The 15,708-nt window shown below is 66.2% G+C and carries 12 protein-coding genes and 1 tRNA gene; 9 read left to right on the top strand and 4 right to left on the bottom strand.

Annotated elements, in window-relative coordinates; all coding sequences use genetic code 11:
* Window positions 1-119: 119 nt before the first annotated feature.
* The 3 genes from AC1DDG_RS16970 (at window position 120) to AC1DDG_RS16980 (ending at window position 3,980) form a co-directional block, all read left to right on the top strand.
* Window positions 120-2,324, top strand: a complete 2,205-nt coding sequence (locus AC1DDG_RS16970) for an alpha-galactosidase (protein ID WP_476876953.1) — start codon at window positions 120-122, stop codon at window positions 2,322-2,324.
* Window positions 2,325-2,463: 139 nt separating this feature from the next.
* Window positions 2,464-2,940 carry a type II 3-dehydroquinate dehydratase gene (aroQ, locus tag AC1DDG_RS16975; RefSeq protein WP_476876954.1) on the top strand — a complete coding sequence of 159 codons (477 nt, stop codon included), beginning with the start codon at window positions 2,464-2,466 and terminating at the stop codon, window positions 2,938-2,940.
* A gap of 2 nt (window positions 2,941-2,942) precedes the next feature.
* On the top strand, window positions 2,943-3,980 hold the full coding sequence (locus AC1DDG_RS16980) for a DUF2332 domain-containing protein (RefSeq protein ID WP_476876955.1): 1,038 nt from the start codon (window positions 2,943-2,945) through the stop codon (window positions 3,978-3,980).
* A 16-nt stretch (window positions 3,981-3,996) separates the two neighbouring features.
* On the opposite strand, the gene AC1DDG_RS16985 is transcribed toward AC1DDG_RS16980, so the two are convergent.
* Entirely contained in the window at window positions 3,997-5,181 is a 1,185-nt protein-coding gene (locus tag AC1DDG_RS16985; RefSeq protein ID WP_476876956.1) for a MarP family serine protease, read from the bottom strand.
* 192 nt (window positions 5,182-5,373) lie between these two features.
* On the opposite strand from AC1DDG_RS16985, the gene AC1DDG_RS16990 reads away from it, so the two are divergent.
* A complete protein-coding gene (locus AC1DDG_RS16990) occupies window positions 5,374-6,051 on the top strand; it encodes a Crp/Fnr family transcriptional regulator (protein WP_205652417.1) in 678 nt (225 codons plus the stop codon).
* Window positions 6,052-6,401: 350 nt separating this feature from the next.
* Here the strand turns inward: AC1DDG_RS16990 and AC1DDG_RS16995 are convergent, their stop codons facing one another.
* Genes AC1DDG_RS16995 through AC1DDG_RS17005 form a run of 3 tightly spaced genes read right to left on the bottom strand, consistent with a single transcriptional unit; the run spans window position 6,402 to window position 8,019 of the window.
* Window positions 6,402-7,313 carry an NUDIX hydrolase gene (locus tag AC1DDG_RS16995; RefSeq protein ID WP_230119368.1) on the bottom strand — a complete coding sequence of 304 codons (912 nt, stop codon included), beginning with the start codon at window positions 7,311-7,313 and terminating at the stop codon, window positions 6,402-6,404.
* Window positions 7,314-7,328: 15 nt separating this feature from the next.
* Window positions 7,329-7,862 carry a RidA family protein gene (locus tag AC1DDG_RS17000; protein ID WP_230119369.1) on the bottom strand — a complete coding sequence of 178 codons (534 nt, stop codon included), beginning with the start codon at window positions 7,860-7,862 and terminating at the stop codon, window positions 7,329-7,331.
* Window position 7,863: 1 nt separating this feature from the next.
* Window positions 7,864-8,019 (bottom strand): DUF4177 domain-containing protein, encoded by a 156-nt coding sequence (locus AC1DDG_RS17005; RefSeq protein ID WP_009359196.1) that lies wholly within the window; start codon window positions 8,017-8,019, stop codon window positions 7,864-7,866.
* 37 nt (window positions 8,020-8,056) lie between these two features.
* Between AC1DDG_RS17005 and AC1DDG_RS17010 the strand changes: the two genes are divergently transcribed.
* The 5 genes from AC1DDG_RS17010 (at window position 8,057) to AC1DDG_RS17030 (ending at window position 15,503) form a co-directional block, all read left to right on the top strand.
* On the top strand, window positions 8,057-10,408 hold the full coding sequence (locus AC1DDG_RS17010; RefSeq protein WP_476876957.1) for a transglycosylase domain-containing protein: 2,352 nt from the start codon (window positions 8,057-8,059) through the stop codon (window positions 10,406-10,408).
* Window positions 10,409-10,428: 20 nt separating this feature from the next.
* Window positions 10,429-11,358 (top strand): metallophosphoesterase, encoded by a 930-nt coding sequence (locus AC1DDG_RS17015; RefSeq protein WP_230119391.1) that lies wholly within the window; start codon window positions 10,429-10,431, stop codon window positions 11,356-11,358.
* Window positions 11,359-11,477: 119 nt separating this feature from the next.
* The gene (locus tag AC1DDG_RS17020) at window positions 11,478-13,322 is read left to right on the top strand and encodes an ABC transporter ATP-binding protein (RefSeq protein ID WP_476876958.1); all 1,845 of its coding nucleotides are present in this window, start codon (window positions 11,478-11,480) and stop codon (window positions 13,320-13,322) included.
* Window positions 13,319-15,220, top strand: a complete 1,902-nt coding sequence (locus AC1DDG_RS17025; protein WP_476876959.1) for an ABC transporter ATP-binding protein — start codon at window positions 13,319-13,321, stop codon at window positions 15,218-15,220. The genes AC1DDG_RS17020 and AC1DDG_RS17025 overlap by 4 nt, the downstream gene beginning before the upstream one ends.
* A gap of 206 nt (window positions 15,221-15,426) precedes the next feature.
* Window positions 15,427-15,503: transfer RNA gene (locus AC1DDG_RS17030), tRNA-Pro, on the top strand.
* Window positions 15,504-15,708 lie beyond the last annotated feature (205 nt).

The raw sequence follows: 15,708 nt of genomic DNA on the forward strand, positions 1-15,708 counted from the left end.
AGCCCAGGCATCCACCGCAGTACCACGGTTGCGGGGCCGGCGCACACCTGCCGCCCCGGCCCCGCAACCGGCTTACCTTACCTTTCTGCATCACGCTCCTCACCGAAAGAGAACTACCTATGGATCCCCTGCACCTCCGTTCCGCCGGCACCAGCCTGGTGATCAGCTTTAGCAGCGGGGAGGCCGAGGTCATCCATTGGGGCGCCGAACTTGGCGGCCAGCTCCCGGACCTCGCCATCCTCACCGAACCCGTCCCCCACTCGGCCATCGACGCCACGGTCCCCGCAGGCCTGCTGCCCCAGGCGTCATCCAGCTGGCGGGGGCGGCCGGCGCTGCGCGGCCACCGGATTGCCGACGGCGCCTCGGGCCTCGACTTCTCGGTCCGCCTGCGCGCTCTGCATTCGGCCGTGAACGGCAACTCCGCGGTCATCACCCAGGAGGATGCCGACGCCGGCATCGCCGTGGAGTCCACGCTCGCCCTGCACGAGGGCGGCCTGCTGGAACTGCGCCACACCGTCACCAACTCCGGCACGTCGCCGTTCCAAGTCGACGAGCTGGCCACTGTCCTCCCGGTGGCTCCGGACGCCGTCGAACTCCTTGACCTGACCGGGCGCTGGTGCCGGGAACGCCATCCGCAGCGCCGCCCCATCCAGCAGGGCACCTGGGTCCGCACCGGCCGGCACGGCCGCACCGGGCATGATTCCTCGCTGCTCTTCGCCGCCGGCACCGCCGGCTTCGGCAACCGCCACGGAAAGGTCTGGGCCACGCACCTGGCCTGGAGCGGCAACCACGAACAGTTCGCCGACACCATCGGCGACGGCCGCACCATGATCGGCGGCTCGGAACTGCTGGGACCGGCCGAAGTGATCCTCCAACCGGGCGGAAGCTACACCACGCCGGCACTCTTCGCGGCCTATTCTGACCGCGGCCTGGACGGCATCAGCGAGGCGTTCTACAGCTGGTTCCGGTCCCGCCCGCACCATGTCCTGCCCGCGGCTTCTGCCAATGCCGGAGCCGGAAAACCGCGCCCGGTGGTGCTCAACACCTGGGAAGCGGTCTACTTCGACCACGACCTGTCCACGCTCATCGAACTGGCCGATTCCGCCGCCGACCTCGGCGTCGAGCGCTTCGTCCTCGACGACGGCTGGTTCCGCGGCCGCCGCGACGACCACGCTGGCCTGGGTGACTGGTACGTGGACGAGACGCTCTGGCCCAACGGCCTCACGCCGCTGATCGATGCCGTGACATCGCACGGGATGGAATTCGGACTCTGGGTGGAACCGGAAATGGTCAACCTGGACTCCGACATAGTCCGGGCACACCCGGAGTGGATCGTGGGGCCGGCCGCAGCCTCCCACAAGGACGGCGGACGCCTGCCACTGGCCTGGCGGAACCAGCACATCATCGATCTCGTGAACCCGGAGGCCTGGCAGTACATCTTCGACCGGATCGACGCCCTCCTGCGCGAAAACAACATCAGCTACCTCAAGTGGGACCAGAACCGGGACCTGACCGAACACGGCCACGACGGCCGCTCCTCCGTCCACGAGCAGACGCTCGCCGCGTACCGGCTGTTCGACGAACTCCGCAAGGCCCATCCCGGCGTCGAGATTGAGAGCTGCTCCTCCGGCGGGGCACGCGTGGACCTGGGCATCCTGGAGCGGACCGACCGGATCTGGGGCTCGGACTGCAACGATGCGCTGGAGCGCCAGACCATCCAGCGCTGGACCGGCGTGGTGGTCCCGCCGGAGCTCGTGGGGGGCCACATCGGCCCCACCACCTCCCACACCACGGCCCGCACGCACGATCTGTCATTCCGCGCCATCACGGCGCTGTTTGGGCACTTCGGCATGGAATGGGACGTCCGGCAGGTGCAGGGGGCGGAACGCGACGAACTCAAGCGCTTCATCGGGATTTACAAGGAGCACCGCGGGCTTATCCACAGCGGACGGATGGTCCGCGCGGATGTTCCCGACGACTTGCTGATGCTGCACGGCGTTGTCACGGATGCCGCGGCGGCGGATCCCGCCGCACCGGGCACGACCGCGGCGCTGTTCGCCCTCGTGAGCACGCGGACGTCGTTCGCCGAGCAGCCCGGACGGATCACCGTTCCAGGACTGGAGGCAGCACAGAACTACCGCGTGGAGGCCATCTTCCCCGCGCCCAGCGACGCGGACTACGCCCACACGTTCACGCAGGTCCAGCCGCCGGCCTGGCTGGCCTCAGGGGCCGAGGCCAGCGGCAGCTTCCTGGCCGAGGTCGGGCTGCCCATGCCGATCCTCAACCCGGAGCATGCGGTGCTCCTGAAGTTCACGGCGCTCTAAGGCGCACCCGACTCACTGGCGCCGGCCAACCCACTGGCCCGGGCGGTTCGCCGCCTGGGCCAGTGCCACGTGCGGCCGCAGTCTGTAACGAAGCCCCGCTCCCGGAGGATGGGCTGGACAACGCGATAGATTTGCATCCATGACTGAAGCACCCTCCGCCACCGAAGCCGGCCGCGCAACCATCCTTGTCCTCAATGGTCCCAACCTGAACCTCCTCGGCACCCGCGAGCCGGAGAAGTACGGCACCTCAACCCTTGCCGACGTCGAACAGTTGGCGAAGGATGCCGGAGCTGCTCACGGACTGGACGTCGAGTGTTTCCAGTCCAACCATGAAGGCGCCTTGGTGGACGCAATCCACGCCGCACGGGGCAAGGCCATCGGCATCGTCCTCAACGCCGGCGCGTACACGCACACGTCCGTGGCCATCCGGGACGCGATCTCAGCGGTACAGCTGCCTGCCGTGGAAGTCCACATCACCAACGTGCACGCCCGCGAAGCATTCAGGCACCACTCCTACCTTTCGGACATCAGCAAGGCCGTGATCGCGGGCGCCGGGATCATGGGGTACCGCTTCGCCGTCGAATACCTCGCCGACCTGCATGCCGGCAAGGCCTGACAATGCCGGCCGAGGCCATGGGCACCGCAGACTGGTACCGGCATTTCGGCGCCGTTGATGCCCCCGGTTCCTCGGCTTGCTACGCCGACTGGTCGTTGCACATCGCTGACGATCCCGAGCTGATTGCGCGGATTGAACAGTGGCCGCACAACAAGCGCCAGCCCCTGCTGATGTTGGCTGCCGCCCGCTTCCTCGGCGCCAGGGTTTCCCCCTATGGGGAGTTCCGGAAGTTTCTGGACGAGCGTTGGGCGGACATCTCGCGGACCGTCCTCTCGCGCGCCACGCAGACGAACGAGGTGGGCCGCTGCGCCACCCTGCTGCCTTCGCTGGCCGCCATCGCGGCCGCCGAAGGGAAGCCGCTCGCCCTGATCGAAGTCGGCGCGTCTGCCGGCCTGGCGCTGTTCCCGGACCGCTACTGCTACGAGTTCGACGACGGGACGACGGTCACGCGACTGCTTCCGGCACCGCCGCGGAAGGGTCAGCCGGCCGCGCCAGAGCCGCCCGCCCTCCGGTGCATCACTTCGGGCATGGTTCCCCTGCCCGGCCGACTGCCGGACATCGTGTGGCGGGCCGGAATCGACCTGAACCCCCTGGATGTCGGAAATGACGACGACGTCGCCTGGCTCGAAGCGCTGGTCTGGCCCGAGCAGGACTTCCGCCGTGAGCGGCTACGCCGGGCAGTCACCGTCGCCCGGCAGGAGCCGCCGCTCCTTGTTGCCGGGGACCTGAACGAGCAGCTGGTCTCCTTGGCCCGACAGGCACCGAACGATGCGGCACTGGTGGTGTTCCACAGTGCCGTCATGGGCTACCTCAGCGCGGAAGGCCGCGCGCGTTTCCGGACCACAGTCCAGGGCCTCGCTGCAGACAGGGGCTGCCACTGGTTGTCCAACGAGGGCGAGATGGTGATCGCCCAGGAGGACGGCTCCAACGTGGTGCCTGAAATGGATCCGGAACGGCTCAAGGGACGTTTCCTGCTGCTGCAGGACGGCCTGCCGGTGGCCGTCACTGGGCCGCATGGCCAGAGCCTGGAGTGGCTCTAGCCGTCTGTCGGAACTGCTACTGCTGGATGCACTGTCCTGACGACACTGCCGCCGAGAGGCCTGGGGCTTCATTGACTACCGGCCGAAGGTCGATCATGGGGATGGCGAAGCCCAGGGCAGCGTTGGACGTGGTCTTGGCGAAGATCACGCCGGCCACCTGCCCCCCGGTGGTCAGCAGCGGTCCGCCGGAGTTTCCCGGCTGCACGTCCCCGGCGAGCTTGTAGACCTCGTCCGGAACAGGATTGTTGCCGTAGATGTCCGGCACCAGCACTGTGGAAATGCCCTGGACCGTCGCAGGCTTCGACTGGAACGGGCCACCGTGCGGGTAGCCCGCAAATGCTGCGGCAGTGCCGGCCGGAAGATCAGGACTCAGGCCCAGTGATTCTGTGGCCAGGCCCTCGACGGCAAGGACTGCCAGGTCCCGCTGGCTGTCGAAATAGACCACGCGGCCCGGTAACGCGCCGCCACCCGGAATCTCCACGACAGGCTGCGACACGCCCGCCACAACATGCGCATTTGTGACCACCCGGCCCGGCGACACAACGAAGCCGGTCCCGGTCTGGTTCTGCCCGCACTGGTAGGCGGTGCCGGCGATCTTCAGGACTGAACCGGCCGCCCGGTTCAGGGCAGGGGTGTCAGTGTTGGCATTCGGCACAGGGACCTGCTGGTCCTGCCCGATGCCCTCGATCAGCCGGGGGATGCCGTCCCCGATCACCGCCGACCGCAGCTGGGCCATGGTGGCCTTGACCGGGTTGGGGGTCAGGCCGTCGATGAAGCGGATGACCCTGGATTCGGCGAGCTGCTGGGAAACGAACGGCACACCGAGGGCACCGATGCTGAACGCCAGCATGGACATGACGAGGGCGGCCACAACGAGGTTCACCGCGCCACCGACCGTCCTGTCCACGGCGCGCAGCGGTTTCAGGCGCACGGCGCTGCGGATGCTCCGGCCGATCGTGGTCCCCAGCGCGTTTCCCAGCACCATCAGCACAATGGCTGTACCGATGATCGCGGTCAGCCGCCAGCCGCTGTCCTCCACGAAGTTGCTGACCAGCGGCACGGAGAGGAAAGCTGCGACGGCTCCGGCGGCGAAGCCGGCAATGCCGCCGAGGGTGACCAGGAACCCGTTGCGAAGGCCATAGATCAGGTAGGACAGGAGCGTCAGTAGCAACGCAAGGTCCAGAACAGTCAGGCCAAACACCGGGTCTCCTCACAGGCAGCTAAGCCCCGATTCTACTGGCGGATTCTGACAATTCGCCGGTGGACGGCGGCGGCGGACGTGTGCCCCAGCGCCTTTTGGGCCTGTTCTGCTGCCAAGTACGTCACAGAACGTAGAAAATTCTGAAACAATGGCACAAGCGCCCCAGCCGACACATTTTAATCAGGAGAATTCATGGACATCGAGGTATTGCGCCGCGCACCCCTTTTCGCCACTCTGGACGACGAGGCTTTCCGTCTGCTGACGGACGAGCTTACCGAGGTTGACCTGTCCCGTGGGGCATCTGTATTCCGCGAAGGCGATCAGGGTGATCAGCTCTACTTCATTGTGTCCGGCAAGGTGAAGCTTGGCCGTACGTCCCCCGACGGCCGCGAATCGCTGCTGGCCATCCTTGGCCCGGGTGAGCTCTTCGGCGAGATGGCGCTGTTCGACCCCAGCCCGCGTACGGCAACTGCCACGGCTGTCTCCGAGACCCGCCTGGCAGGCCTCAGGAACGAGAGCCTGAACTCCCTGCTGCGCACCCGCCCGGAGGTTTCGGCCCAGCTGCTGCAGGCGCTGGCCCGCCGCCTGCGCCGCACGAACGATTCCCTGTCCGACCTCGTCTTCTCCGACGTCCCGGGCCGCGTGGCCAAGGCGCTCCTGGACCTGGCCGACCGATTCGGCCGGCCGGCCACCGACGGCGTCCTCGTTGCACACGAGCTCACGCAGGAAGAGCTGGCACAGCTCGTCGGCGCCTCCCGTGAAACCGTGAACAAGGCCCTGGCCGAGTTCGTCCAGCGCGGCTGGCTGCGCCTCGAAGCCCGCGCCGTAGTGATCCTGGACATGCAGCGCCTCCGCCAGCGCTCCCGCTAAGCGGCAGAAATCAAAGGCCGCCTCCGAGTGGGGCGGCCTTTGCTGTTTAACTCGCCACCGGCGGACTGCGGCCCTTCGCCGTCGCTTAGACACGACGCATAGGGGCCCCTCCGGTCGCTGAGCGACCTCCGGGCCCCGATGCGCCGCGATGCGCTCCTCTGCGAAGGCCGGCAACCCGCCTCCGCTGGTTGAGCCTGTCGAACCAGTGGGCCCGAACCTTGATCTCGACAAGCTCGATCAGCGGTAATCAGAGCGTCGCGAAAAGGCGACAGGAACTGCGAGAGCATCGGGAAAAACTCAACAGGACCTGCGAGAGCGTCACCAAAAAAGCGACAGGAACCGCGAGAGCGTCACCGTTCCCGCTGGGGCTCGTGGGCCACGGTCTTCGCGGCCTCGACTTCGAGCATGAGCGTCCCGTCTTCCTGGACCAGCCGGGGCTGGTACACGTGCGGGGTGCGCTTGTAGCTGAGGTAGGCGATGCAGCCGTTGGCCGCTGCCATCTTCTCGAGCATGATTTCAGAGCCGGGGACCAGGAGCTGGCCAAGCGTGAGGCCCACGGTGTTTTCCTGGCCCACCTCGTCGCCGAGCGCCGTCGTGTCGCGTTCGCTGACAACTTTGGTGGCGCAGACCCAGCGGCCCCACACGCCCTTGCTGGCCAGGACGGTGGGCTGCTGGTTCATGGGAACCGTGGCGGCAAAGTAGCGGGTATTGAACCGGCGGTGTGCAAAGTCCGGGCTGAGCCAGTTCACGAGCGGCTTCAGCAGGTCCGTGCGAAGCGACAGTCCGCGCTTGGCGAGCACTTCGGTGAAGGACTTTTCCTGCGAAGCCACGGCTTCGCGCACTTTCATCCATTCGGGCGTGGATGTGCCCTCAACGGTGGAGGACAGGTCCGGGCCGGCCAGGAGCACGCCGGTCTCTTCGAAGAGTTCCCGGACGGCGCCCACAACGTGGCGGCGCGCCAGCCCGACGTCGTCCGTTCCCATCTGCTCGGCCCAATGCTGGGGCGAGGGGCCCAGCCAGCCGAGTGCGTCGTCGTCGGACGCTTCCAGTGACCCGCCGGGAAAGGCGAGGACGCCCAGCGGCGAAGACCCCGGCCGGTAACCGAGCCAGGTCTCCAGACCGGTGGGCGAATCACGGAGCAGGACTACCGAGGAGGCGAACCGTGCGGCGCGGGGCGTCCGTTCGCCGTGATCGATCCAGCTTTGTGCCGCCCCTTCGAGCTCAGGGGGAAGAACAAACAGGCGACGTGCTAGCTGGGGCAAGGAAGTGACCGGTCCTTAGCTGAATTCAGCGATCAGTTCGACTTCAACGGGAGAGTCGAGCGGCAGGACAGAAACGCCGACGGCGGAACGGGCGTGCTGCCCCGCGTCACCAAGCACCCGGCCAAGTAGTTCGGAGGCGCCGTTGATAACGCCCGGCTGGCCGGTGAAGGAGGGGTCCGAGGACACGAAGCCCACCACCTTGACGATGCGGGTGATGCGGTCGAGGTCGCCGATGACGCTCTTGACGGCGGCCAGCGCATTGACGGCACAGACGGCGGCGTACGCCTTGGCGTCCTCGGGGGAGACCGTGGATTCGTCCGATGTGCCTTCGGTGCCGGCGGAAACCTTGCCGGTAGCTTCGAGTTTGCCGTCAATAAACGGCAGCTGCCCGGAGGTGTAGACGTGGTTGCCGGAGATGACGGCCGGCACGTAGGCGGCCACGGGCGCGGCCACTTCGGGGAGCGTCAGGCCAAGCTCGGCGAGCCGCTGTTCGACGGCGGAAGACGGCGCCGCTGCAGCGCTGGAAGCGGTTTCCTGGGGCGTGGTCATGCTACTGCTTCTCCCTCTTGAGGTAGGCAACCAGACCGTTGCCGTCGGGGCCGGGGACTACCTGGACAAGCTCCCAGCCATCCTCTCCCCACTGGTCCAGAATCTGCTTCGTGGCGTGGATTATGAGCGGAATCGTCGCGTACTCCCATTTGGTCATGAACTCAAGCCTAGTCCTTGCCGGTAAACTGGAGAACATGGCGACTGGTAAGAACCCTATATTCGACACGGCCACCACCCTCGGAAAGTTATTAGCCTTCCTTGGCGTGAGCGCTATTTGTGGCGTCCTGGTGGCCGGCCTGCTGGTTCCGGCGGCGGCCGTTTCAGGCAGCTCGGCCAGTGGCTCGATCGAATTCTTTGACACTCTCCCGGCGGAGCTGCAGGTGGACCCGCCCAGCCAGTCCACCAAGATCCTGGCGAAGGACGGGAGCGTCATCGCCAACTTGTTCGCGGAGAACCGCACCCGCGTTCCGCTCGAGCAGATCTCCCCCTACATGAAGAACGCGGTCATCGCCATTGAGGACAGCCGGTTCTACGAGCATGGCGGCGTGGACACCACCGGCATCCTCCGCGCCCTCGTCGCCACGGCGCGCGGCAACAAGCAGGGCGCGTCCACCATCACGCAGCAGTACGTTAATAACGTCCTCAACGCCTCGCTTGAATCCGAGGGCCGCGGCGAGGACATCAAGCTCAACGGCGTGAACAAGGGCGTGGGCGACAAGCTGCGCGAAATGAAGCTCGCCATCGCCCTGGAAAAGAAGTTCACCAAGGAACAGATCCTTGAGGGATACCTCAACATCGTGTTCTTCAACCGTGACGCGTACGGCATCGAGGCCGCGTCGAAGTTCTTCTTCAGCACCACGGCCAAGAACCTCACGCTCCCCCAGGCAGCGCTGCTGGCCGGCCTCGTCAACAGCCCGTCGGCCTTTGATCCCATCACCAATCCGGACAACGCGAAGGTCCGACGCGACCTCGTACTGAACGCCATGTTCAAGCAGAACAAGATCACCAAAGCCCAGCACACCGCAGCTGTCGCCACCCCGGTGACCACCAAGGTCACCCCCGCGCGCCAAGGCTGTGCCTACTCACCCACGGCCCCCTATTTCTGCGACTACGTCCTGCACCTGCTGCTGAACAACCCGGCGTACGGCGCGGACGCGAAGGAACGCGAAAAGAAGATCTTCCGCGGCGGCCTCACCATCAAGACCACCCTGGATCCCAAGGCGCAGAAAGCCGCCCAGGACCAGGTCAATGCCTCCGCCGGCACCAACCCCGACAAGTGGGGCGCAGCCCTGGTATCGGTCGAGCCCAAGACCGGCCGGATCACCAACATGGCCCAGAACACCTCGTGGTTTGCGGGCAAGGGCAAGTTCGACTCCCAGATCAACTTCAGCGTGGACCAGTACGACGACCAGGGCAATGACCTCAACGGCCTCGGCGGCGCGCAGCCCGGCTCCACGATGAAGCCGTTTACCTTCGCCGAATGGCTGGACGAAGGCAAGTCGATGAACACCATCGTCAACGCCGCCCAGCGCCGCTACCCGCAGGACTTCCCGTGGCGGAACACCTGCTCGACGCCCACCGTCGGCTGGTACGACAGCACTAACGGCACCGATGACCTCCAGAACGCTGAAGAGGGCTATTACCGGAACATGACTGTGCTCGACGGGCTGAAGAACTCCATCAACACGGCCACGTTTGCCTCAGCTTCCCAGGTTGACCTGTGCGGCATCCAGAAGGTCGTGGACGCCGTTGGGCTGCACGGCGGCCTGCCGGTCCGCGACAAGGAAACCAACGCGGTGGTCGACGCAAACCCCAAGGTCACCATGACCACGCTCGGCAACCTGCTCGGCTCGACCCAGACGGCTCCGCTGACCATGGCCAGTGCATTCGCCACATTCTCCAATGACGGAAAGTACTGCGCTCCGATCGCCATCACGTCCGTGACCGACCAGACCGGCGCCCAGCTCCCGGCACAGTCGACCGCCTGCCGGGATGCCATCAAGCCCGAGGTGGCCCGGGGCGTGAACTATGCACTGCAGAAGGTCCTGAACGAGGGATCCGGCTCGCTCATCCAGCCCCGGATTTCCACCCAGACCACGTTCCCCATCGCTGCCAAGACGGGTACGTCCAACAACAACGGCTCAACCTGGGTGGTAGGACACACCACGGGCCTCGCCACGGCCGCCTGGTTCGGCGACGCCCTGGGTTCGCAGGACCGTGCGGGCCAGAATGTCACAATCAACGGCAAGTTCTACACCGGCATTGACGGTTACATGATCGCCGGGCCGATGTTCTCGCAGTTCATGTCCCAGATTGCTCCGACCTACGGCACCGACCCCTTCCCGGAACCGCCGTCCAACCTGCTGTACGGGACCCCGGAGTTCCAGCCGTCCGTCCCCGTGCCGGACAACCCGCAGCCTCCGAGCGACACCGGTAATAGCACGGGCGGCACCACGGGCACCCCCGGCGGCAACACCGGAAACGGCAACAACACCGGAAACGGGAACGGCAACGGCAACGGCAACGGGAACAAGGGGAACGGCTGACAGTGATCGACACGTCACTCATGGCAAGCCGCGCGCGAAGCATCGCGCGCGGCTTTGCCGTTACTGCCGCCGCCGGATCTGCACTGGGCCTCGCCGCCGCTGGCTACGGCCTGTGGGAGAAGAACCAGTTTGTCCTGCGGGAAGAATCGCTGCCCATCCTGCCTGAAGGCCAGGATCCGTTCCGGATACTGCACCTGAGTGACATCCACTTTGTTCCTGGGCAGAACGCGAAGGCCGAATGGCTCCGTTCCCTGGCCGAGCTGAAACCGGACCTCGTGGTGAATACCGGCGATAACCTCAGCCACGCCAAGGCTGTGGATCCGCTGCTCTCTGCCCTTGCCCCCCTGATGGAATTTCCCGGCGTCTTTGTTCCGGGATCCAATGATTACTACGCTCCGCGGCTCAAGAACCCGGCTGCGTACCTGCTGGGGCCGTCAAGGGAGCAGCGGGATTCCGAGGTGCTCGACTGGCCGCGCCTCCGCGCCGGCTTCGGCATGGGCGGCTGGGTTGACCTGACCAACCGCCACCAGTCGATTGTGCTCAGGGGCATGCGGTTCGATTTCTCCGGCGTGGACGATCCCCACCTGAAGCGCGAGCGCTATGCGGGCTGGCCCAGGGGCACCAGGGGCCAGGACTCGAACGCCCACCTGCGCGTGGCTGTTATCCATGCCCCATACCAGCGTGTGCTGGACCATTTCACTGAGGACGGCGCCGACCTGCTCCTCGCCGGCCATACCCATGGCGGCCAGCTGTGCATCCCCGGGTACGGTGCCATCATTGCCAACTGCGACATCCCCACGTGGCGTGCGAAGGGCCTGCACGACTGGCAAAGCAACGGCCATACGACGCCGGTCAACGTCTCCGGGGGCATCGGCACCTCGCGCTTCGCCCCTGTCCGTATCGCCTGCAAACCCGAGGCCGTCCTGCTGACCCTTGCTCCCCGGGCCTAGCCGCCGAAACGGCCAGGCTCGACGCCCCACGACCTCCGAAACCATGTGTAGCGCGGCACTCATGGCATAGGGTAGTTGCTACGGGAAACTACATTCGCACTTGAGTTCAAGAAGCGGGCATGGCCAAGCAGACTTCGTTTTTCAGATCCATCAGCCGTCTCTATCCCCATGTGAAGCCGATCCTCCCCCGGCTGTTCATGGGTCTGTTGTGCGCACTCCTTGCCAGCGTGGTGGCACTCACCATTCCCCAGGTCCTGCGGGCACTCGTCAATGACTCACTCCGGCCTGGAGCCACTGCGGACGCGGTGTGGTCATCTGCCGGAGTCATCCTCGTCCTGGGGATCGCCGAGGCAGGGCTCGTGGCCCTGCGCCGGACCTTCGTCATCAACCCGGCCACCACGGTAGAGACGCGCATGCGAGTGTCCCTTTATGGCCATCTGCAGGATCTCACCGTTTCCTTCCATGACCGCTGGGGCTCCGGGCAGCTGCTCTCACGCGCCATGACGGACCTGAACTTCCTGCGGCGCTGGATGGCCTTCGGTGCCATCATGCTGGTGGTCACTACGCTGACCGTGGTGATCGGCGTGGTGGTGATGTTCACCATGAGCTGGCAGCTTGCCCTCATCTTCCTGGCCGCGGCCGGCCCCATCATGTTCTACAGCTTCCGCTTCAGGACCCGCTTCAGCAAGGTGGCCCGGCGCAGCCAGGACCAGGCCGGCGACCTCGCCACCACTGTCGAGGAGTCCGTCCACGGCATCCGCGTGCTGAAGGCCTTCGGCAGGAGCCGCGAGGCGCTGGAAACCTTCAACGGCCAGGCCGAGGAGCTCCGCCAGACCGAGATCGCCAAGGCAAGGCACCAGGCCACGTTCAGCATGGTGGTCACGCTCCTGCCCGAACTGGCCCTCGGTGCGGGACTCGTGGTGGGCATCACGCTGGTGGCGGCAGGCCAGCTCAGCATCGGCTCGCTCGTGGCGTTCTTCGCGACAGCGGCCGTCATCGCCGCGCCCGTGGAGTTCTCCGGAATGCTGCTGGCCATGGCCCTGACCGCCAAGAGCGCACTTGACCGCCACTTCGAGGTCATGGACACCCGCAACACGATCACCAGCCCGGAGCGTCCCGCGCGGCCCGCGGAGCTGCAAGGCGCGCTGAGCTTCAACAACATCACCTTCGCTTTCGAGGACGCCCCGGATAAGCCCATCCTCAAGGGCATCACCCTGGACATCCGCCCTGGCGAAACCATGGCGCTGGTGGGCATCACCGGCAGCGGCAAGAGCGCCCTGCTCCAGCTCGTTCCGCGCCTCTATGACGTCACGGACGGGTCCATCACCATCGACGGCGTGGACCTGCGCGACTTCAGCGTCGAAGAACTGCGCAGCGTGGTGGGAGTGGCGTTTGAGGACACCACACTCTTCTCCAACTCCGTCCGTGACAATGTGCTTCTGGGCGCCCGGACCGGTGTAGGAGCCGGTGTCCCCGACGCCGGCAACGAAGAGCTGGAGGCCATCCTTGAAGAGGCGCTTGACACCGCCCAGGCCCACTTCGCCTACTCCCTGCCGGACGGGCTGGATACCCTGATCGGAGACGAGGGGCTGAGCCTCTCCGGAGGGCAGCGGCAGCGCATCGCCCTGGCCCGGGCCATCGCAGCCAAACCCCAGGTGCTGGTGCTGGATGATCCGCTGTCCGCCCTGGACGTCAACACCGAGGAACTCGTGAAAAACCGCCTGCGGGACGTGCTGGCCGGCACCACCACGCTGATCGTCGCGCACCGCCCGTCCACCGTGGCGCTGGCCGACCGGGTGGCACTGCTCAAGGAAGGCCGGATTGCCGCCGTCGGAACGCATGCCGAACTGCTGGCCACCAACGACCATTACCGCTACGTCATCGCCAGCCTGGAGACCGAGCCACGGGACCTCGACTCCGAACTTTCCGCCCTCGAGGACGACGCTGAGGAGTCCATCCGATGAGCACCGCAGCGTTCGGTACCGCGAACGAGGACAATGCCCACCTGAGCAAGAGCGACAGCAAAGCCGTACGACGGCGGTCGCTCGCCTTGCTGGCCACGCTGATCCGTCCCGTCCGGCTCCGGTTCTGGCTCACCATCGCCATGGTGGTCCTGTCTCAGGCGGCCCGCGTGGCCGGTCCCGCCTTGATTGCGTTCGGCATCGACCACGCGCTGCCGGCCCTGCAGGGCGGTGACAACCTCCCCTTGGTGATCACCGGCGTCGCGTATCTCGCGGCGGCGGTGGCGACCGCCGTCCTGACGGCTCTCTACGTCACGTCCACGGCGAAGCTCAGCCAGGCCATGCTGCTGGACCTGCGACTCTGGGTGTTCCGGCACACGCAGCGGCTCAGCCTTGAGTTTCATGAGAAATACACCTCCGGCCGGATTATCGCGAGGCAGACCTCAGACTTGGAGGCCCTCCGCGAGCTCCTCGATTCCGGGGTCAGCTCACTCGCGTCCGGGATGCTTTTCATGGTGTTCACGGCGGTAACGGTCTTTGCCCTCGACTGGCGCAGCGGTCTGATCGTGGTGGCGGCCGGCGTTCCGATGTTCCTGCTGGCGCGCTGGTACCAGAAGCATTCGCAGATCGCGTTCCGTGAGTCGCGGGTGGTGTCCGCCCGCCTGATCGTGCATTTTGTGGAGACCATGACCGGAATCCGTGCGGTGAAGGCCTTCCGGAAGGAACGCGAAAACGCGGCGCGGTATGGGGAACTGGCCGAGGAATACCGGAAGGTGACCGTCCGGTCGATCAACCTGAACGGGATCTTCCAGCCCGGCCTGGTGCTGATCGGCAACGTCTGCGTGGCGGCGGTGCTGCTGTTCGGCGGCTTCCGCGTCCTCAACGGCGACCTCGCTGTGGGTGTGTTGCTGGCGCTGATGCTGTCCACGAAGCGCTTCTTCCAGCCCGTGGACCAGATGGCCATGTTTTATAACTCCTTCCAGAGCGCCCAGGCGGCGCTTGAAAAGGTGTCCGGACTGCTCGAAGAGGTGCCCACCGTCCGCCCGCCCGGGAACGCGGTGGCCCTCCGCGATGCCCGCGGCGCCGTCGAGTTCAAGGACGTCGAGTTCCGCTACGGAAGCGGCCCCCTCATCATCGCAAGGCTCAACCTCGCCATCCCCGCTGGCCAGACGGTGGCACTGGTGGGGCAGACCGGCGCGGGCAAGTCCACCCTCGCCAAACTGATAGCCCGCTTCTATGATGTCTCCTCCGGTTCCGTCACGCTCGACGGCGTGGACCTGCGCGAGCTCAGCACCGCGGACCTGCGCCGGAACATCGTGATGGTCACCCAGGAGGCGTTCCTGTTCAGCGGCTCCGTGGCGGACAACATCGCCCTCGGCCGGCCGGAGGCGTGCCGCGAGGAGATCGAGGCAGCGGCCAAGGCAGTGGGTGCGCATGAGTTCATCACCGAACTCCCCGAGGGCTACGACACCGACGTCAACAAGCGCGGCGGCCGCGTCTCCTCGGGGCAGCGCCAGCTGATCAGCTTCGCCCGCGCCTTCCTGGCGCGGCCGGCCGTCCTGATCCTCGATGAGGCGACGTCCTCCCTGGACATCCCCTCCGAACGGCTGGTCCAGAACGGACTGGCCCGGCTGCTGCGGGGCACGGACGACGACGGCGGCCCTGCCGTCACCGGCGCCGACGCCTCCCCCGGAAACGGCACCGGTGCCGACGCCGGACACCGTGATGCCGGACGCACGGCCCTCATCATCGCGCACCGGCTGTCCACGGTGGAGACAGCCGACAGGGTCCTTGTGGTCCACGATGGCCGCGTTGTGGAAGACGGCACTCCGGAGGAGCTGATTGGCGGCGGCGGCCGCTTCGCGCAGCTGCACGGGGCCTGGAAGGATTCGCTGGTCTGAGGCCCGGCGCCGAAGGCCACCTGCCGGGTCCCCCCGCCTTTGGAGGAGGACGACGGCGGTTCCGCCCCTTGGGAGCCGAAACCCGCCAAAGGTGGGGAAACCAGCGGCCGCCGCGCCCTCCGGGCCGTAATGCAGGAGGTCCTGGCCTCGATTTCGCATGTGGCCTCTGTATCGGCTATTCTTGTAAAGTTGCTTTTGCAGCGGATCGGGATGTAGCGCAGCTTGGTAGCGCGCTTCGTTCGGGACGAAGAGGTCGCAGGTTCAAATCCTGTCATCCCGACCAACAAAAGAGGGTCTCCCCAGGGAGGCCCTCTTTTTTTCATCTTTGGCGGCATCCTCGGGTTATAGGACAAAACGTGTGTAATTCCCGGGTGTGTCATGTGCGTCCTGCCCATCCGGTGCGGTGCCAGAGGCCTTCTTCAGGGCTGAGTCCGGTGCTGTAGAGCTCGGGGCCGGGGTCCCGTTCTGTCGGGGCGCTGGCTTTGGTC

It is taken from the genome of Arthrobacter sp. 10L430 (assembly GCF_056395245.1).